The organism is Microbacterium luticocti DSM 19459, from assembly GCF_000422405.1.
GTDB lineage: Bacteria > Actinomycetota > Actinomycetes > Actinomycetales > Microbacteriaceae > Microbacterium > Microbacterium luticocti.
On sequence record NZ_AULS01000004.1, the window covers coordinates 47,648 to 66,218 of the forward strand.

Below are 18,571 nucleotides of genomic sequence, written 5' to 3' on the forward strand. Positions count from 1 at the left end.
TCCCGGCCCCCTCGCCTGCACCAGCATGGCCAGGTCAGACGACATCAGAGGGGGAACTCTTGTCCACTGCCACACGCGACGTTCGGCGTCGTCCCGATTCACCGCTGAAACGGCCGCTGGCCGTTTGCCTGGCCCTGCTGGTGGCGATCGCCTCGGTCATCGGCCTCGGCCAGGCGGCCCAGGCCGCGACCACCGGCATCACCTCGAGCGTCCTGCTGAACGGCGAGACCTACGACGGCACGCAGGTCGTCGACGAGGGCGACACCCTCGCCCTGCGGGTGCAGTACAACAATGACGTCACCCCCGGCTCGACCGTCGTGTTCGACCTGGGCGCGAACGTGACCGTCACCGGCGTGCCCGCCGCCAACACCGCGATCGCGCAGGTCGCGCAGGACGGCAACCGGGTCTCGGTCACCTTCCGGGACCCGTGGCCGAGTGACGTGAACCAGGGTGTGTTCGACCTCGACTTCGTGGTGAACCCCGTCGGCAAGAGCACCAAGGACCAGCTGACCTGGAGCATCGACGGCGACGAGAACTCGGTCGACGTCATCGTCCGCAACGACGGCGACCGGTTCGCGGACGTCACCGACGGGTCGGGCAAGGGCGCGACGCCCGGCAACCTCGACCGGTTCGTGAGCGTCGACGCCGACGGCACCGTCGTGCTCGACCCCGCCATCGCCGACCAGGAGCTCGGCTACACGCTGCAGTTGAACTCCGCCGCGGCCCGCACCGACGTCCCGATCACCGACACGCTGCCCGCCGGCCTGGGGTATGTCGCCGGCTCGTTCGCCGGCCAGCTGGTCAGCTGGGATGCCGACGGCCTGAACCGCACCACCGCGCCGTACGCGTTCGCCCCCACCGTGACCGGTTCCTCCTTCGCCGGCACCGTCGACGTGCCCGGCCCGTCCATGCTCACCCTCACCTACACGGCCAAGGTCACCGACGTCGCCGCGCTGCGGAACGCCCTGCAGGCGAAGTACGACGCGCTGAACGGAGGCACCGGCAGCTTCGAGATCCAGCTGACCAACACCGCGACCTTCGACGGCACCGAGCGGACGGCATCCATCCGGGTGCGCGGCACCGTCGCCGGTGTGAACATCGGCCAGGCGTTCGGCAAGACCTCGGACTGGGCCGGCCGCAACGTCACCACCGCCGAGGACGGCACGCTCACGCCACCGGCCGAGATCACCTACACGCTGAAGGCCGACCTGCGCCAGTGGGACGGGCACAACGCGGCCTTCACACTGGACCGCAACGTCGTGATCAGCGACAGCCTGCCCACGCAGGCGACGTGGAACACCGCGGCCGACGATGCCGTCACCGCCGATGGCCTCACCCTGACCGAGGCCACCACCTGCCCTGACGCCGCCGCGTTCGCCGGTGACGCCTACGTCGGACAGTTCTGCGTGAACGGGCAGCAGCTGCTCGTGAACGTCGGTCGCAGCAGCGCGACGAACGCGACGATCCACGCGAAGGCGCTCGTGCACACCGTCGCCGGCCTCGACCAAGCCGGAAGCACCTCGATCGAGGATGCCACCCCCTACCGGTTGCGCAACCAGGCGGCCTTCGCCTACCGCGACGGCGGACCCTACACCGCCACCCGCGACGTCACCCTCGTGCAGCTGCCCGACACCGCGGGCGGTCTCAACGACTCGACCGTGTTCACCAAGACCGGCGCCGCCGAGACGACCACCGTCGACCCCGGCGACACCGTCACCGTGCACTACACGCTGGCCGTCGCCGCCGACAAGGGCATCGACATGCGCACCAGCCGCATCGTCGACTATGTCGACACCGACGTCTTCGACCTCACCGACCCGGCGACGGTCGCCATCACGGGCAGCTACGACGGTCAGGCGCTGGATGCCGCGGACTTCGCACTGAGCACGGACACCGACGGCAACCTGGTGATCGCACTCAGCGAGGCCGGCAAAGCCGTGGTCACCGCCCGCGGGGCCGACAAGGCGTTCCAGGCGCGACTCGCGCTGACCACCGTGCCGTTCGAGGGCAAACAGACCAAGACCATCACCAACAAGGCCACGTTGTTCGGTGCCGACGACACGCCGCTGTACTGGTCGGACACGACCGCCGAAGCCACCTCGTACGGCGACGAGGCCGAGGTGCGCAAGCGCGTCTACGACCGTGCGGCAAAGGAGTGGGTCGACACCCTCAAGGCCAGGATGGACGGCGCCGGCCATCTCGTGCAGGACACCTACGTGTACCGCGTCGAGTTCATCCCCCACGGCTCGTACAACCACGTCGTGATCGTGCCGGTCACCGACGTGCTGCCCGCCGCGGCCGAGTTCCTCGGCTTCGTGACCGAGCAGAACGCCGCCACCGCGGCCGACCCGACGAACGGGCCGGTCGAGATCGGCGGCAACATCGAGGCATCCTACGACGCCGCCGCCGGCACCGTGACGTTGCACCAGAAGGACGGCACCGTACTCGAGGCGGGCGCACCCATCGCCGCCTACATCGCGGTGCGGATCACCGACGCGTCGGCCCCGATCGTGAATCGCATCGGCGACACCACGGCGACCATCGTGCCGCAGAAGTCGGTGTCGGTCGGCGACTACGTCTGGGTCGACACGAACCGCGACGGGCGGCAGGATGCCGATGAGCCCGGCATCCCCGGCGTCGTGCTGACCCTGGTCGGCCCCGACGGGCAGCCGGTCACGGATGTGGACGGCACCCCCGTCGGTCCGGTGACCACCGGCGCGCACGGCGAGTACACGTTCGAGAACCTGCCGGCGCTCGCCGACGGGCAGACCTACACGGTGCGCATCGACCGGGATGCCTCGGCCGAGGCGCTGCGGCCGTACGTGCCGACCACGGCGGCGCAGGGCGATCGTGCCGGTGACTCGTCGAGCTGGCAGGCGGCGACCGAGCCGGGCGACCTGCACGAGGACGGAGACCGCGACCCGACGCTGGACTTCGGGTTCGTGACCAAGACCTACGCCATCGGCGACGTGGTGTGGATCGACGCCGACGAGGACGGCGTGCAGGACGCGGGCGAGAAGCCCCTGGCGGGGGTGAGAGTCGACCTGCTGCAGGACGGCGAGGTCGTCGGCACGACGACCACCGACGCGCACGGCCGGTACGTGTTCGACGGGCTGCCGGCGGGCACCTACCAGGTGCGGTTCACGCTGACCGACCGGCAGCGCACGATGTATGAGTTCACCCCCCGCGACACGGGATCGGACGATGCGGTCGACTCGGACGCGAACCCGGCCGACGGGCTGACCCGCACCATTGTGCTCGACGACACGAACCAGGCGCTGACCGGCGACTACGCCTACCGCGAGATCGCCGCCACCGAAGGTATCGACCCGACGTGGGACGCCGGCGTGGTGATCGTCGAGCAGCCTGTGGCCACCGACCCGGGCGGCCAGACCCCTGGTGAGCCGGCCGACATGCTTCCGCGTACTGGCGGCACCATCGCGTACGGCGCCGTCGCCGCCGCGCTCGCGCTGCTGATCGGCGGCGGTTCGCTGCTGCTGGCCGGACGCCGTAAGACCACCGGCTGAGGACTGCGGGTGGACCCGTCGGGGTGGAGCAGGGTTCCCAAACCTGCTCCACCCCGACACCATGCGTCGGAGCCTGCCTCACGGTCGGCATCGTCTGGCTACGAGGTCTTCTCGAGCAGCCGCTCCAGCACGTCGCCCGGGTCGCCGGCGTCCGCGGGCATCTTGGTGATGCTCACCTGGGCGAGCCGGCCGTCCGAGAGCGAACGGTATCCGCGTGCCGCGTCGAACGAGCCGTCGGCGGCGCGCACGAGATAGCCGTACTCGCCGTCTGCGAGCGTCAGCGTCTCGACGTCGACGTCGGTGCTGCGGCCGATGCAGTCCGTCGCGGCGGAGGCGACCTTCGTCAGACCCGCGGCATCCCCCTGCGTCTTCGGGGTGAACTCGGCCGACTGCACGTGCCAGTCCTCGGTCGAGTTGTAGAAGTCGCGGGCCGCGACCCTCCAGCCGGCGTCGTACAGCACGCCCTGCTCGATGCCGAGGCAGGACTGCGATCCGAGCTGCGTCAGGATGTCGGGCCGGTCGATGTCGCCCGCGTGCGTGGCCTCGAAGGGCATGTCCTTCGCGTCGAGCAGACCCGGATGAGTCTCGGATGCGGTGGCCGTGCACCCGGCGAGAAGCAGCGCCGCCCCGGCCAGCGCCGTCACCGCGAGAAACCGCGCGCGACGCCCGTGTCGTCGTCCGATCATGGTGCGGCCTCACCCCCCGATCGCGCCGTACCCGTTGCGCGTCCGACTGTAGGACGGCCCGGCGCGCCGTGTCAACGACCGGCCGCCCGCCCGGCCTGCCCGCGGCCGCCCGGCCTGCCCGCGCCCTCTCCCAGGCCGCCGGGAGGTCGCCCGGCCTAGACTCTGAGCATGGCCCAGCGGAACACCTGGCAGCGGGAGCGCGTGCGTGAGGCCCTGGCCGACGCATCCGGCTTCGTCAGTGCGCAGTCGCTGCACGCCACCCTCCGCGACGAAAACACCGGCATCGGCCTGGCCACCGTCTACCGGGCGCTGGCCGACATGGCCTCGGCCGGCGACGCCGACTCGCTGCAGAGCCCCGAGGGCGAGAGCCTGTACCGCGCGTGCACCAGCCCCGGCCACCACCACCACCTCATCTGCCGCGGGTGCGGCCGCACCGTCGAGATCGCCGCCACCGACGTCGAGCAGTGGGCACACGCCACCGCCGCCGCCCACGGCTTCACCCAGGCCGAGCACGTCGTCGACATCTTCGGCCTCTGCCCCGACTGCACCGACCGCGCGGCCGACGCACAGGACTCCCGCTGACGTGACCCGGACGGATGCCGCGACCGGAGCGACGACCGCCACCCGCCGCTCCGGCCGGCTCGCGGCCCGGCGCGGCCCCCTTGCGCTCGGCGTCGGGCTCGCCGTCATCGCGGTGCTGTTCGCGCTGAACGCCCTCGCACCCGCGCTGATGCCCGGCATCCCGACCCGCGCGCAGGACGGACTCACCCTCGCGATCAGCGTGCTCATCGAGTCGCTGCCGTTCGTCGTGCTCGGTGTGGTGCTCTCGATCGTCGTGCAGGTGTGGATCCCGCCCGGCGCCATCGAACGATGGATGCCTCGGCGGGCCTGGGCGCGGCGGGCGGTGCTGTCGCTGCTGGGCATGGTGATCCCGGTGTGCGAATGCGGCAACGTGCCGTTCGCGCGCGGCCTGCTGATGCGCGGGTTCACCGTGCCCGAGACCCTCACGTTCCTGATCGCCGCGCCGATCGTCAACCCGATCGTCATCATCACCACGCACCAGGCATTCGGGTTCGGCGACGGCATCCTCGTCGCCCGGCTCGTGGCCGGGTACCTGATCGCGAACCTCATCGGCTGGATCTACAGCCGGCATCCCGACCCCGACGGTCTTCTCACCGACCGCTTCCGCGACACCTGCGAGCTGGTCGTGCACGAGCCCGGCAGCCGGTGGCGGCGCAGCCTCGCGCAGTTCCTCGTCGAACTGCGCGCCGTGATGCCTGCCCTGGTGATCGGGTCGGCGGTGGCCGGAGCGGTGCAGGTACTGGTGCCGCGCAACGCACTGCTGGCGATCGGATCGAATCCGGTGCTGTCGATCGTGGCGATGGTGATGCTCGCGATGATCGTGTCGATCTGCTCGAACGTCGACTCGTTCTTCGCGCTGTCGTTCGCGTCGACGTTCACGCCGGGGTCGATCGTCGCGTTCCTGCTGGTCGGGCCGCTGGTCGACGTCAAGATGCTCGTGCTGCTGCGCACCACGTTCACCACCAGGGTGCTCGCCGGCATGGTCGTCACCGTGGTGCTGGCGGCGTTCGCGATCGCGGTGGGGGTGAACCTTGTCGCGTAGCGCGGCGGTGTGGAACCGCTGGCTCGGCGCGGGGCTCGCCTCATGCCTGGCCGTCGTGACCCTCGGACTGGCGGCCACCGGTCGGCTCGCGCTGTACATCAACCCGTCGTCGAACTGGTTCGCGGTCCCGATGGCGGTGCTGCTGCTGATCGGCGCGGTGCTGAGCTTTCTGCTGCCACTCGGCGCCGAGGCCGACCACGGCCACGACCACGGCGACGGCCACGACCACGGCGACGGCCACGACCACGGCGGCGACCGCGCACAGGTGAGCACAACTGCGGGGATTCTCTTCGACACGCCGGGCACGGAGGCGCAAGACCGGCGTGTCGCGGAAGATCCCCGCAGTTATGCACGCCCCGTTCCCAACGGGCCGCGTCGGCCGGGTCGTGGACGCCCCGCGGCGCGCAACGCCCGGCCCCCGGCAGCCCGGCCGCGTCGGTCGGGTCGTGCACGCCCCGTTCCGCACGACGCTCACTCCGGGCCACGTCGGCCGGTGTCGGCGGCGGTCGCGATCGCGGGCGGGGCCGTGGCATCCGCCGTCATGCTGTCGGTGCTGCTGCTGCCGCCGGCCGCCCTCTCGGCCGAGATCGCGCAGACCCGCGACGTCGGTGCGGCGCCGTTGTTCGCCGGAGCCGACATCGTCACCCTCGCCACCCACGGCGACACCGCGAAGTTCGGGGTCGGCGACTGGGCCAGCGTGTTCGCCACGGCGACCGACCCGGCCGCGTTCGAAGGTGACAAGGTCACCCTGACCGGGTTCGTCACTCCCGCGAAGGACGGCACCTTCGACCTCACCCGGCTCGTGATCACCCACTGCGTGATCGACGCGCAGCCGGCGCGCGTGCCGATCGCCGCCGCCGGCCACGCCCCCGCGACCGGGCAGTGGGTCACCGTCACCGGAACGGTGCGGTCCACGGCATCCGGAACCCTGCAGATCGCCGCCACCCAGGTGTCCCCGATCCCCGAGCCCAAGGACCCGTATGAGTACTGAGCCGCGCACCCGGCGCGCCGCGTCGCGGCGCCGGCGCGGGCGGGCGTTCGCGGGCACCTTCGCGGCGGTCCTCGGCGTGCTCGCGGTGCTCGGGCTGGCCGGTGCCGCGGCCGGAACCGCGCAGGGCCCGCGGGTCACCGCGGTGCAGATCGATCCGGATGCCGCGGCCAACGCGTCGGGCGCGCGACTCATCGTCACGATGAACCAGTCGCTGCATGAGCTGACTCCCGCCCAGGTGACGGTCAGCCCCGCCGCCGCGTTCACGGTCGACACGTCGGGACGCGCCATGGGCGTGCGGTTCACCCTGCCGTTGCACGACGACACCGAGTACACGGTGCGGTTCCGCGACGTGACAGGTCTCGGCGGGGGACCGGTGACGACCGTCACCGAGCGGTTCCGCACGCCGCAGCTGGCGGTCTACCTGCTGCAGCGCGGCGACGGACAAGACCGCATCCTGCGCACCGACCTGGCCGGCCGCGACCCGCAGCCGGTGTTCACCGATCCGCACATCGAGGACTTCCGCGCCACCGGTTCGCACCTGGTGGTCTCGACCCTCGACGGCAAGGGCAAGGCCGCACTGGTGGTCACCGACCTCGACGGGCGCCACCGCCGCGACCTGCCACTGCCCGGAGACGGTACCGTGTCGACGCTGCAGACCGCCGACCGCGGTGAGCTGATCGGCTACACCTACTCCGACGCCGACCTCGGCACGGCGGGTGCGCGCGAGAGCCGGCTGTACACGGCGTCGCTGAAGGACGCCGCCGCACACACTCCACCGCAACCGGTCGACGTGCCCGGAAACGAGAAGCGCGTCGTCGACTGGCGATTCGTGCCCGACAGCGACAGCATCCTGATCCTCACCTACGACGGGCGGATGCTGCTGACCGCGGCAGGCGGTGAGGATGCCGCCGACCTGGGTACCGGCGCGGCCATCGACGGCATCGCCCGCGGCTCGTCGGTCGCCGTCGTCGAGAAGGCGGACGGCATGAGCATGGTCGACCTCACCGACGGTACGCAGAAGCCGCTGCCCGGCGCCCGCGCCGACGGACGGGACGTGCCTGGGCGGATGGGGGTCGTGGTGCCGGTCGCCGGTGAGGCGGGCGGATCGGTGCGTCCGTACACCGTGCTCGATGTCGCGGGGGGCACGGGTGCCGGCCAGGGTGTGCCCGAGGGCACCCGCATCTACCGGGTCGCCGCCGACGGCACCGCCCGGGCGGTGCTCGAGATCCCGCCCACCGACGCGGTGCTGCAGACGTGCGTGTCACCCAGTGGCCGCTACGCCGCCGTGGCCGTCGCCCCCGACACCGTGCACAACGACTACGACGACTACCTGCTGCCCATGCCCCACACCGTCATCACCCACGTGGTCGACTTGGGCGATGCCCGCGAGGTGGGCAGCTTCCACGGATTCGGCATCTCGTGGTGCCAGGTGCCCACGCCGCCCTCGCAGTGAGGGGGGGTTCGGTCTGGCCTCGTGCCCGCGCGGCGTGCCCGCGAGACGAAGCGGCCTGGCCGCGGGTCGTGTACACAACTGCGGAGATTTCGGGCGACACGCCGGGCCTGGCCGCCGCTGGCGCGGCGTGTCGCGGAAAATCCCCGCCGTTGTGCACGGCTCGGGCTGCACGGCGTGGGTGACGGATGCCTCGGCCTGGCCCCGGCCGAGGTTCCGGCCGATCATGCCTCGGCCCTGGCCCCGGCCGATCAGGCCTCGGTGACGAGCCGGGCGAAGGCCCGCAGCATCCGCCCCGGTTCGGTCACCGGCGTCGCCCGCACCCGATCGGCGATGGCGTCGTACTCCGCCGGATCGAAGTAGCCGCCGTCGCGGTAGATCGTGATGCGCTCCACGAACGACAGCGGCGTCGACTCGGGGTGGAACTGCGTCGCATACAGCCGCTCGCCGACGCGGTACGCCTGCACCGGGCACGCCTCGTTCGTCGCCAGCAGCACCGCGCCCGGCGGTACCGCGCCCGCGCCCTCCTTGTGCGCGGACAGGGCCGTGAACGTGTGCGCGAGGCCGCCGGTCACCGCGTCGCGCTCGCCGTGGGCGGTGAGTCCCACCGTGGCCGGGCCGGTCGGCTCGGGGAACGCGCGCGAGACCTCACCGCCCAGCATCCGCGTCACCACACCGATGCCGTAGCAGGTGAACAGCGCCGCCGTCTCGGCATCGGCCGCCGCGGCGGCCACGCGTTCGAGGTCGGCCTCGACGCGCCGCTGCAGGTCGGACTTGGCCGATTCGGGGTCCGACACGTTGAACGGGCTGCCGCCCACCACGAACCCCGACCACCGGTCGATCGCATCGCCCGGCAGCGGCGCGCGGGTCAGATCGTGCACGTCGAGGTCGTCGCCGAGCCCGGTCTCGGCGCGGAACGATGCATGCTCGGCGCGCGCGGCGTCGGCTTCGGGGCGCACGCACAGGTAGACCAGCGGCATGGCGCGAGTCTATCCGCGCGCCGCGGTATGCCCCGCGCGCGTATCGTGGATGCCGGGCGCCCCGCCCGAGCACGCCATGACCCAGATTCACACCGACGCTGCGCCCGCGGCATCCCTGCGCCCCGCCACCCGCGCCGAGCTGCACGACCTGCCCCTGCTCGTCGCGCCCCGGCTGCTCGGCGGTGTGCTCTTCGTGACGGTGGATGCCGCGACCGTCGCCGTGCGGATCACCGAGGTCGAGGCGTACCACGGCAAGGGCACCGGGCCGGTGCCCGACCCCGGCTCGCACGCCCGCATGGGATACACCCGCCGCAACGCGACAATGTGGGGCGAGCCGGGCCATCTGTACGTGTACCTGAGCCACGGCATCCATTCGTGCGCCAATGTGGTGTGCGGGCCCGAGGGCGAGGCCGGCGGGGTGCTGCTGCGCGCCGGCGAGATCGTCGAGGGGGTGGAGATCGCGCGCACGCGCCGGATCGCCGCGCGCACCGATCGCGAGCTCGCGCGCGGGCCGGGACGGCTCGGCGACGCGCTCGGGCTGCGGCACGCGCTGCACGATGGCATCGACATCGTCGAGCCGGTGCCGCACGGCGGCGCCGTGGCGCGGCTGCTGCTGCGCGACGAGCCGGTCGACCCGGTGGCGTCGGGTCCGCGGGTCGGCATCGCGGGCGTGGCGGGCACGGATGCCTTTCCCTGGCGGTTCTGGATTCCCGGGGACCGCACGGTGTCGCCGTTCCGGTGGGGCCGCGGTGCCGCCGAGGCGGCCGCCGCCGCGCTGACCGGCGGTCCTGCCGGCCCGGCGTGACGCCCGACGGCCGCGTTCACGCGAGCGAGAATCGCGATCCCGGCCGAGAATCGCCGCGGTGCACGGATTCTCGACCGGGATGCTGATTCTCATCCGAGATCACACGTGTTCCATCGACGACCGTTCCCGCGCAGACCTGCTCCCCGCGCAGACCTGCTCCCCCGCAGACTCACGCACACCGACCCACTCAAGCGCACACCCACCCAAGCGCAGGTACGGGCCCAACCGCAGGCCGAGGCATCCCGCGTCAAGGCGACACGCCCGGACGTGCTAGACTGCCTCTTTGTCTGCGTGCACTCCAGCGCGCAGTTCGCGCCCTCCCCACGATCGTCGGCCGGAAACGGCCGGGGCTTGCGGCTGGGTGCAGACAAGGGATCTTGGGTGGCGCCGTCCGGCGTCACGGTACAGAAGGAGACATCACCATGGCCGCAGTGTGCCAGGTGACCGGAGCGGTTCCCGGCTTCGGTCACAACATCTCGCACTCGCACCGCCGGACGAAGCGCCGCTTCGACCCGAACGTGCAGAAGAAGACCTACTACGTTCCGTCACTGGGCCGTAAGGTCACCCTGAACGTGTCCGCCAAGGGCATCAAGGTGATCGACGTCCGTGGCATCGACTCGGTCGTCAAGGACCTGATCGCGAAGGGTGTGAAGCTCTGATGGCGAAGAAGGCCCAGGACGTCCGTCCCATCATCAAGCTGCGCTCGACCGCCGGCACGGGGTACACCTACGTGACGCGCAAGAACCGCCGCAACAACCCCGACCGCATCGTGCTGAAGAAGTACGACCCGGTGGTGCGCAAGCACGTCGAATTCCGAGAGGAGCGCTGATCTCATGGCCAAGAAGAGCAAGATCGCGCGCAACAACCAGCGTGCCGAGGTCGTCGCCCGTTACGCCGAGAAGCGCGCCCAGCTGAAGAAGCAGCTCATCGACCCGAACGCGACCGACGAGGAGCGCGAAGCCGCCCGCGTCGGCCTGCAGAAGCTGCCGCGCGACGCGTCGCCGGTGCGGCTGCGCAACCGCGACGTCATCGACGGTCGCCCGCGCGGTCACCTGTCGAAGTTCGGCATCTCGCGCGTGCGATTCCGCGACATGGCGCACCGTGGCGAGCTGCCCGGTGTCACCAAGTCGAGCTGGTAAGCCTCGCCGTCGAAGGCCGGAGCCCCTCGGGGTTCCGGCCTTTCGCGTACCCGGCTCGCGTACCCGGCCCCTCGAGCTCGCCGGGCCCTCGCTCGCCGCCACCGCGCCGAGGGTGCTTCTGACCGACGAGATGGTGGGTAATACCCGCATCCTCGTCCGTCAGAAGCACTCTCGCGGCCGGGGCGCGGGGCGAGCCCGTCGACTCCGCGGTGTCACATGCGTCACATCCGTCACACGACATGCCGCGACACGCCGACGAAGATGGCACAGGATGCCTCGAAATCCGCATGATTCCGCGGTTTCTTGGTACATTCAACGCGGTCGAACTGACCAGCCGGGGGGCAACACCGTCCTTCGGTCCCGTAGAGAACGACGGCGGTCCGCCGTCTGGAGGACACACCCACATGGCCGACAAGTCCATCACCAAGACCGAACTCGTTGCGAGCATCGCCAGCGCGACCGGCCAGAGCCAGTCCGTCGTCTCGGGCGTCCTCGACTCGCTCTTCTCGACCGTCTCCGAGGCCGTCGCCAAGGGCAGCAAGGTCTCGATCCCCGGGTGGATCGCGTTCGAGCAGGTCGCCACCGCGGCCCGCACCGGCCGCAACCCGCAGACCGGCGCCGAGATCAAGATCCCGGCCGGCAAGCGCGTGAAGGTCACCGCCGGCTCGAAGCTGAAGGCCGCCGTCAAGTAAGACGACGTCACGAGGGGGGATGCCGCAGCCGCGGCATCCCCCCTCTGTCGTTCTCCGAACGGCCTGCCCGTGACGCCTCGGAGCGTGCACAACTGCGGGGATCTTTTCCGACACGCCGCGGAGCGGGCCCCGTGGACGGCGTGTCGCCGAAAATCCCCGCTCTTGTGTACACCCGCCGGGCCCCGGCCGCCCGTCCACGCGCCGGCCTCGGACCGCCGTTCACCCACCGACCCCGGGCCGCCCGTCCACCCACCGACCTCGGCCCAACCGTCCACCCGCCGGCTCCGGGCCGTGCACAACTGCGGGGATCTTCTCCGACACGCCGCGATGCGGGCCTCTAGGACGGCGTGTCGCCGAGAATCCCCGCGCTTGTGTACACCCGCTGGCCTCCGGCCGATCGTCCTCCCGCCGGCCCAGGCCGATCGTCCACCGACTCGGCCTCGGACCGACCGTCCGCCGACCCGGCCTCGGGTCGACCGTCCACCCGCCGGCCTCAATCGACCGTTCACCCGACGACCTCCGACCGACCATCGACCGGGCCCGGCCGCGCGCGCCCAGCACTCGCCCCACACCCCGCGGGCTCCGTGCGTCGCGCACGCGCCTAGGCTGGAGGGGTGACCCCGACCTCCGCCCCGACGGGCTCCCGTGCGCCGCGCGCACGCACGCCCGATCGGGCGCAACGCGCGCAGGTGTCCGGCACACCCGCCGGCACACCCGCCGGCACACCCGCCCGCACAGGCGCCCCCGGCGCCTCCGGCGACCCCCGCGCCCGGGCGCTGCGCCTGGCCGGCCCCGCGCTGCTCGTGCTCGCGGCGTTCGTCACCGCGGTCTGGGCGCTCGCGTACGGCGGCGGCGCGGCCCCGCTGCAACTGGGCGACCCCGGCCCCGCCGTGCGCTGGGGGCTGCCGCTTGTCACCATGGGGGTGAACCTGTCGGCCGCGGGCATGTGCGGCACGCTGGTCACCGCCCTGTTCACGCTGCGTGCCGGCTCCAAGCCCTTCGACATCGCCCTGAACGCGGCATCCGTCTCTGCTGCGGTCTTCACGATCGCCGCCGGCGTCACGGGCTTTCTCACGTTCGTGGTGACCTTCAACCCCACGATCGGCATCGACAACACCTTCGGCTCCCAACTGGGTAGCTGGCTGACCACGACCGAGGCCGGCCGCACCTGGCTGATCACCACGCTCGCCGGCGCGGCGCTGACCGTGCTCACCTTCGCCGTGCGCGGCTGGACCTCGACCCTGATCGTGACGGTGCTGGCCCTGGCCGCCATCGTGCCGATGGGCACGCAGGGCCACTCCGGCGACCTCGCCTCGCACAACATCGCGGTCACCGCGATGATCCTGCACATGCTCGGTGCCGCCGTGTGGCTGGGCGGGCTGGTGCTGATGGTGCTGATCCGCCCGGTGATCGGCCGCGCCGAGATGGCCGACGTGCTCGCCCGTTACTCGAGCATCGCGCTGGTCGCCTTCGTGGTCGTCGCCGTCTCGGGCGTCGCCCGCGCCGCGATCGGCCTGGGCGGCTGGGCCGGGCTGAACAGCGGATACGGCACCCTCGTGCTCGTCAAGGCGGCATCCCTCGTCGTGCTCGGCATGTTCGGCGCCCTGTACCGCACCCGACTGCTCGCCGGGTTGCGAGCGGATGCCACGGCCTTCACCGCCGGGACGGATGCCGCGCCGCGTGCCGGCGCAGGCAGGGCCGCCGCCGGCCGGTTCTGGGCGTTCGTCACCGGCGAGCTGGTCGTGATGGGCATCGCCAGTGGTGCCGCGGCCGCGCTCGCGCGCACGCCCCCGCCCACCGGCGCGCAGGTGCCGCTGTCCGAGACCCCGGCCGAGATCCTCACCGGCGCGCCGCTGCCGCCCGAGTTGACCATCGCACGCTGGTTCGCCGAATGGGACATCGACCTGCTCTGGCTGCTGGTATGCGGCTTCGCGCTGTTCTTCTACATCGCCGCGGTGTGGCGGCTGCACCGTCGCGGCGACCGGTGGCCGATCCTGCGCACGGTGTCGTGGACGCTCGGCATCCTGTTGCTGTTCTGGGTGACCTGCGGCCCGATCAACGCCTACCAGGACTACCTGTTCAGCGTGCACATGGTGGGGCACATGCTGCTGAACATGGCGATCCCGGTGCTGCTGGTCCCCGGTGCGCCGGTGACCCTGGCGCTGCGGGCGATCGCCAAGCGGAACGACGGCACCCGCGGCGCGCGGGAATGGATCATGTGGGCCGTGCACAGCCCGTACGCGCGCGTGATCACCAACCCGATCGTCGCGGCGGTCATCTTCGGCGTGTCGCTGTGGGCGTTCTATTTCACCGACCTGTTCCGGTGGGCGATGTTCGACCACCTCGGGCACGAGTGGATGATCGTGCACTTCTTGATCGCCGGGTACCTGTTCGTGCAGTCGCTGGTCGGCATCGACCCGGTACCTTCGCGGCTGCCCTACCCGCTGCGGCTGGTGGTGCTGATCCTGGTGATGGCCACCCACGCGTTCTTCGGCATCACGATCATGATGCAGTCCGGGCTCATGCTCGCCGACTGGTTCGGCGCGATGGGGCGCACCTGGGGTGCCGACCCGTTGACCGACCAGTACGTCGGCGGCGGCGCAGCCTGGTCGATCGGCGAGATCCCCACGCTCATCCTCGCGGTGGTCGTCGGCATCCAGTGGAGCCAGAGCGACGCCCGCGCCGAGCGCCGCCGCGACCGGCACGCCGACCGCACCGGTGACGCCGAGCTCGTCGCCTACAACGAGCGCCTCGCGTCCCTGGCCGCCAAAGACGCCCGCGACGCCGAGCGCGGCGCGCGCATCTGAGCCCGGCCCCGTCGGCCGATGTCCGGCCGGTCACCCGCCGTCGGGCGAGCTGACCCGGATCGACGCGGTGCCGCTGGGTGAGATGTCGATCGTGGCGACCATCGTGAACGGCACGTCCTGGTCGACGTGTCGGATCGAGCCGTCGTAGATCGAGACGACGTCCACGACGATGTGCGCCACGCCCTCGGTCGGCGGCACCGCCCACCCTTCGCCCTTCGGCACGACCGTGATCTTGGGAGGCTGCGGCAACGACCACCGCGGCGGCGGGATGATGCGATTGTCGACGACGTACCCGAACGGGCAGCCGGTGGGCTGCAGCACCTGCTGGGTCGCGCACTGCGTGAGGAACTCGTTCACCCGGTCTTGCACGACGTCCACGAACTTGCTCGTCGGCTGCGTCTGCAGCTGCACCGGCACGTTCTTCAGCGGGGCGTCCGAGAGCACGGCGACCCCGGCTGCGTACGAGATCGCGGTGTCCACGCGCACCGCGTACAGTCCGGGGCTGAACACCAGCAGCGGCACCGGGTCGGCCGGGTCGACCTCGGCCCCCGCCAGTGCGACCTGCCGCTTGTCGAGGTGGAACCCGTTGACCTGGAACGACATCGACCCGTGCACGGTCAGGTCGATCACGGCGAGCGGGCTGCGCGCGAACCGCCAGGTCGGGATCACCCCGATCTGTCCGTTGCGCTCGATCGCGAACGTCGTCGACCCGGCATACCCGCCGGCGCGGTATGACGCGGTCACCTCGGTCACCTCGCCTGTGACCTTCTCACCGTCGATGCGGATGTCGGTCAGCTGGGCCAGCGACGCCTGCCGCAGCAGCGCCTCGGACGCGTTCTTGGGCAGCCCGGCCGCCTGCAGCACCGAACGGTCGACGGCGACCCCCGGCACCTTGAGCGCGTCGGCGGCGTGCCCCGACGCCAGCAGCGACAGATAGTGCTGCACGAACGCCGACGGCCCGTACAGCGCCCGGTACACGGCGACGCCGCCGGCCGCCATCCCGGCCAGCAGTGCCACCACCACGACGACGATCAGGGTCAGATCCCGCGCCAGGTGACGGCGGCGGGGCGGGATGCCGGGGCCTGCGGCCGCCGTCGCAGGCCCCACCGGCGCGGGCTCAGGCATGGGAGCGGTCCCGGCGGCGGGGACGGTGCCGGCCGGCGCGGCCGTGGCATCCGTCGCCCCCTGCGGGTGCGGACCCTGCGTCGCCTGCGCCGACGCATCCGTCGCCTGCTGCTCCACCCGCCCAGTCTAGGAAACCGCCGCGCCCGGATGCTGTGGAAAGGCGCATCGCGGCGTGAACCCGCGCCTACGATGGACGGGTGAGCACGCCCGCCCTGTCCGCCGAGCAGGAGGCGCTGTTCCGCCTGATCGAAGACACCCGCGAGCACGTGTTCGTCACCGGCCGTGCCGGCACCGGCAAGTCCACGCTGCTGAACCATCTCGCGTGGCACACCGACAAGCAGATCGCGGTGTGCGCGCCCACCGGCGTGGCGGCGCTGAACGTTCAGGGGCAGACCATCCACTCGCTGTTCAAGCTGCCGATCGGACTGATCGGCGGCAAGGACGAGCCGCAGTCCGACGCCACCCGCAAGCTGCTGAACGTGATCGACACGCTCGTGATCGACGAGATCTCGATGGTCAACGCCGACCTGATGGACGCCGTCGACCGGGCGCTGCGGCAGGCCCGCGGGCGTCGCGCCGAGCCGTTCGGGGGCGTGCAGGTGGTCATGTTCGGCGACCCGTACCAGCTGGCGCCGGTGCCGCCGCGCGGCGACGAGGCCCGCTACGTCAGCGACCACTACCGCTCGTTCTGGTTCTTCGACGCCCACGTGTGGGCGGGCTCGGGGGCGGATGCCGACGGCCTGCTCGAGCTCGGCACGTACGGTGCCGACCTCAACATCCGCGAGCTGCGCGAGGTCCATCGCCAGTCGGACCCGGGATTCAAGGCGATGCTCAACGCGGTGCGGCACGGGCGCGTGACCGCCGACATCGCGCAGGTGCTCAACGACACCGGTGCGCGCACCCCGCCCCGCCCGAGCGACGGCGAGACCCCGATCATCACGCTCGCCACCCGCAACGACCGGGTCAACGCCATCAACCAGCGGCACCTGAACGCGCTGCCCGGGCGCGCGCAGACCGCCCGGGCAGAGATCGAAGGCGACTTCGGACGCGGCGACGCGTACCCGGCCGACGTCGAACTGCAGCTGAAGGTGGGGGCGCAGGTGATGTTCCTGCGCAACGACACCGCGTCGTTCGGCGAGCCCCCGCGCTGGGTGAACGGCACGATCGGCACCGTCACGCGCATCGCCGGCGGCACCGTGCGGGTCGACGTCGACGGCGAGGAGCACGACGTCGAGCCGACCGTGTGGGAGAAGTTCCGGTACGCGTACGAGCCCTCGACCAAGGCGCTCACCCGCGAGATCGTGGCGGAGTTCACCCAGTTCCCGCTGCGGCTGGCCTGGGCGGTCACCATCCACAAGTCGCAGGGCAAGACGTACGACCGGGCGGTCATCGATCTCGGCTCCGGCGCGTTCGCGCCCGGGCAGACGTACGTCGCGCTGTCGCGGTTGACCTCGCTCGACGGGCTGTACCTGACCCGCCCGCTGCGGCCCCGCGACATCCAGGTCGACCCCGACGTGCAACGGTTCATGGCCGGCGTGCGGGCCGCGGCATCCTGAACCGTCGGCGGCTCGGGAGGCGGCTCAGCCGGCGGCTCAGGCGGCCGAAGACTCCTTCGCCCGGGCGAGGTCCTCGAACAGCTCGGTGTTGAACCGGTACGCCAGCAGCACCTCGTCGATGACGCGCTCGCGCTCCGCGGCATCCCAGGGGGCGGCGTCGAGCTGCTCGCGGTACACGTTCTTGAACTCGGCCGGGTCGGCGACCTCGTCGAAGATGTAGAAGCCGATGCCGTTGGTCTCGAAGCCGAACTGCCGCTTCATGACCTTGCCGATGTACAGCCCGCCCGACAGATCGCCGAGGTAGCGGGTGTAGTGGTGCGCGACGAACCCACCCGCCCACACCGCACCGACCTGGTTGATGCGGTCGACGTACCGCTGCGTGGTGGGCAGCGGCTCGATGCGCTCGCGCCAGTCGTCTCCGACCAGGAACTCGAGGTCGGCCTCAAGGGCGGGCAGCCGGGTGAGCTTGTCGCTGATGAACGGCGCCGCGACCGGATCGGTGCGCATGCGCTCGGCGGCGGCCTCGAGCGCGGCGTAGATGAACCAGTGCTGGATCACGAGGTTCACGTAGTCCTCGCGCGTGCCGTTGCCGCGCAGCAGGTCGGCCATGAAGCCCGCGTGCTCGCTGCCGGAGTGGGCGGTGCTGGAGCGCTCGCGCAGGGCGGTGGAGAAGGGGATCGGGTCGCTCATACCTTCACTATAGCTCAAGGTAAGGCTTGCCTAAACTTATTTCTTGCGGCACGGCTCCGGCGCGAGCAGGGCCTCGGTGCGAGTGAGGGCCTCGGTGCGAGTGAGGGCTCAGTGGGTGCGGGGCTCGACGCCCAGTCGGCGGCACGCCTCGCGGTACACCAGCACCACCGACCGGCGCACGGCGGGGCGTTCCGAGATCGGCCCGTCCGGCCAGGGCACCCGCACGTCGGTGCGCGCGCCGTCTGCCGCGATCGCCTCCCACACGCCGGCGTCGCCGTCCAGCCCGGTCATCTGTGCGCTCACGGCGTCGGTGGCGCCGAACGCGCGGACGATGAGCAGATTGTCGTCGGTGTGATCGCCGTTCATGTGGGTCAGGACGCCGGTGACGGCATCCGCGTCGAAGGTGTGGGGCATGACTCCACCTTACGGATCCGACGCCGGCGCGAGCCGGTGGCATCCGTGCCCCACAGGTGGGTGTGTTTGAATGCTGTGCAGGATC

17 protein-coding genes are annotated in these 18,571 nt (G+C 71.4%); 12 read left to right on the top strand and 5 right to left on the bottom strand.

Going from position 1 to position 18,571, the window contains the following annotated elements:
• The first annotated feature begins 59 nt into the window (after positions 1-59).
• Entirely contained in the window at positions 60-3,527 is a 3,468-nt protein-coding gene (locus H577_RS0106380; protein WP_156876571.1) for an SdrD B-like domain-containing protein, read from the top strand.
• Between the two features lie 98 nt (positions 3,528-3,625).
• On the opposite strand, the gene H577_RS0106385 is transcribed toward H577_RS0106380, so the two are convergent.
• A complete protein-coding gene (locus H577_RS0106385) occupies positions 3,626-4,213 on the bottom strand; it encodes a hypothetical protein (protein ID WP_029145252.1) in 588 nt (195 codons plus the stop codon).
• Between the two features lie 168 nt (positions 4,214-4,381).
• On the opposite strand from H577_RS0106385, the gene H577_RS0106390 reads away from it, so the two are divergent.
• Genes H577_RS0106390 through H577_RS0106405 form a run of 4 tightly spaced genes read left to right on the top strand, consistent with a single transcriptional unit; the run spans position 4,382 to position 8,281 of the window.
• Positions 4,382-4,795: a Fur family transcriptional regulator gene (locus H577_RS0106390; RefSeq protein WP_029145253.1), complete on the top strand. Its 414-nt coding sequence runs from the start codon at positions 4,382-4,384 to the stop codon at positions 4,793-4,795.
• A 1-nt stretch (position 4,796) separates the two neighbouring features.
• Positions 4,797-5,837 (top strand): permease, encoded by a 1,041-nt coding sequence (locus H577_RS0106395; RefSeq protein WP_029145254.1) that lies wholly within the window; start codon positions 4,797-4,799, stop codon positions 5,835-5,837.
• Positions 5,827-6,828 (top strand): TIGR03943 family putative permease subunit, encoded by a 1,002-nt coding sequence (locus H577_RS0106400; RefSeq protein WP_029145255.1) that lies wholly within the window; start codon positions 5,827-5,829, stop codon positions 6,826-6,828. The genes H577_RS0106395 and H577_RS0106400 overlap by 11 nt, the downstream gene beginning before the upstream one ends.
• Positions 6,818-8,281 carry a hypothetical protein gene (locus H577_RS0106405; protein WP_029145256.1) on the top strand — a complete coding sequence of 488 codons (1,464 nt, stop codon included), beginning with the start codon at positions 6,818-6,820 and terminating at the stop codon, positions 8,279-8,281. The genes H577_RS0106400 and H577_RS0106405 overlap by 11 nt, the downstream gene beginning before the upstream one ends.
• Positions 8,282-8,529: 248 nt before the next feature.
• On the opposite strand, the gene H577_RS0106410 is transcribed toward H577_RS0106405, so the two are convergent.
• Positions 8,530-9,258 carry a glutamine amidotransferase-related protein gene (locus tag H577_RS0106410; RefSeq protein WP_029145257.1) on the bottom strand — a complete coding sequence of 243 codons (729 nt, stop codon included), beginning with the start codon at positions 9,256-9,258 and terminating at the stop codon, positions 8,530-8,532.
• Between the two features lie 76 nt (positions 9,259-9,334).
• Between H577_RS0106410 and H577_RS15400 the strand changes: the two genes are divergently transcribed.
• From H577_RS15400 to H577_RS0106440, 6 genes are all read left to right on the top strand, one after another.
• Positions 9,335-10,063, top strand: a complete 729-nt coding sequence (locus tag H577_RS15400) for a DNA-3-methyladenine glycosylase (protein WP_051191819.1) — start codon at positions 9,335-9,337, stop codon at positions 10,061-10,063.
• Between the two features lie 422 nt (positions 10,064-10,485).
• Positions 10,486-10,722, top strand: a complete 237-nt coding sequence (gene rpmB, locus H577_RS0106420) for a 50S ribosomal protein L28 (protein ID WP_029145258.1) — start codon at positions 10,486-10,488, stop codon at positions 10,720-10,722.
• A complete protein-coding gene (gene rpmG, locus H577_RS0106425) occupies positions 10,722-10,892 on the top strand; it encodes a 50S ribosomal protein L33 (RefSeq protein WP_029145259.1) in 171 nt (56 codons plus the stop codon). Before rpmB ends, rpmG begins: the two co-directional genes overlap by 1 nt.
• Before the next feature lie 4 nt (positions 10,893-10,896).
• The gene (gene rpsN / locus H577_RS0106430; protein WP_029145260.1) at positions 10,897-11,202 is read left to right on the top strand and encodes a 30S ribosomal protein S14; all 306 of its coding nucleotides are present in this window, start codon (positions 10,897-10,899) and stop codon (positions 11,200-11,202) included.
• A gap of 404 nt (positions 11,203-11,606) precedes the next feature.
• The gene (locus H577_RS0106435) at positions 11,607-11,894 is read left to right on the top strand and encodes an HU family DNA-binding protein (protein WP_029145261.1); all 288 of its coding nucleotides are present in this window, start codon (positions 11,607-11,609) and stop codon (positions 11,892-11,894) included.
• A 782-nt stretch (positions 11,895-12,676) separates the two neighbouring features.
• Complete coding sequence (locus H577_RS0106440; protein ID WP_029145262.1) at positions 12,677-14,701, top strand: bifunctional copper resistance protein CopD/cytochrome c oxidase assembly protein; 2,025 nt, start codon at positions 12,677-12,679, stop codon at positions 14,699-14,701.
• A 30-nt stretch (positions 14,702-14,731) separates the two neighbouring features.
• Here H577_RS0106440 and H577_RS0106445 read toward each other — a convergent pair whose 3' ends face one another.
• Positions 14,732-15,943 (bottom strand): hypothetical protein, encoded by a 1,212-nt coding sequence (locus H577_RS0106445; protein WP_245570346.1) that lies wholly within the window; start codon positions 15,941-15,943, stop codon positions 14,732-14,734.
• Positions 15,944-16,023: 80 nt separating this feature from the next.
• Between H577_RS0106445 and H577_RS0106450 the strand changes: the two genes are divergently transcribed.
• Complete coding sequence (locus H577_RS0106450; RefSeq protein WP_029145264.1) at positions 16,024-17,382, top strand: ATP-dependent DNA helicase; 1,359 nt, start codon at positions 16,024-16,026, stop codon at positions 17,380-17,382.
• Between the two features lie 36 nt (positions 17,383-17,418).
• Here the strand turns inward: H577_RS0106450 and H577_RS0106455 are convergent, their stop codons facing one another.
• On the bottom strand, positions 17,419-18,072 hold the full coding sequence (locus tag H577_RS0106455; protein WP_029145265.1) for a biliverdin-producing heme oxygenase: 654 nt from the start codon (positions 18,070-18,072) through the stop codon (positions 17,419-17,421).
• A gap of 108 nt (positions 18,073-18,180) precedes the next feature.
• Positions 18,181-18,486 carry a DUF2470 domain-containing protein gene (locus tag H577_RS0106460; RefSeq protein ID WP_029145266.1) on the bottom strand — a complete coding sequence of 102 codons (306 nt, stop codon included), beginning with the start codon at positions 18,484-18,486 and terminating at the stop codon, positions 18,181-18,183.
• Between the last annotated feature and the right edge of the window lie 85 nt (positions 18,487-18,571).

Excerpts from the sequence above, each read along its gene's own strand:
- H577_RS0106385 (WP_029145252.1), bottom strand. The coding sequence starts at position 4,213 with ATGATCGGACGACGACACGGGCGTCGCGCGCGGTTTCTCGCGGTGACG.
- H577_RS0106390 (WP_029145253.1), top strand. The coding sequence starts at position 4,382 with ATGGCCCAGCGGAACACCTGGCAGCGGGAGCGCGTGCGTGAGGCCCTG.
- H577_RS0106405 (WP_029145256.1), top strand. The coding sequence starts at position 6,818 with ATGAGTACTGAGCCGCGCACCCGGCGCGCCGCGTCGCGGCGCCGGCGC.
- H577_RS0106410 (WP_029145257.1), bottom strand. The coding sequence starts at position 9,258 with ATGCCGCTGGTCTACCTGTGCGTGCGCCCCGAAGCCGACGCCGCGCGC.
- H577_RS15400 (WP_051191819.1), top strand. The coding sequence starts at position 9,335 with ATGACCCAGATTCACACCGACGCTGCGCCCGCGGCATCCCTGCGCCCC.
- rpmB (WP_029145258.1), top strand. The coding sequence starts at position 10,486 with ATGGCCGCAGTGTGCCAGGTGACCGGAGCGGTTCCCGGCTTCGGTCAC.
- rpmG (WP_029145259.1), top strand. The coding sequence starts at position 10,722 with ATGGCGAAGAAGGCCCAGGACGTCCGTCCCATCATCAAGCTGCGCTCG.
- rpsN (WP_029145260.1), top strand. The coding sequence starts at position 10,897 with ATGGCCAAGAAGAGCAAGATCGCGCGCAACAACCAGCGTGCCGAGGTC.
- H577_RS0106435 (WP_029145261.1), top strand. The coding sequence starts at position 11,607 with ATGGCCGACAAGTCCATCACCAAGACCGAACTCGTTGCGAGCATCGCC.
- H577_RS0106455 (WP_029145265.1), bottom strand. The coding sequence starts at position 18,072 with ATGAGCGACCCGATCCCCTTCTCCACCGCCCTGCGCGAGCGCTCCAGC.
- H577_RS0106460 (WP_029145266.1), bottom strand. The coding sequence starts at position 18,486 with ATGCCCCACACCTTCGACGCGGATGCCGTCACCGGCGTCCTGACCCAC.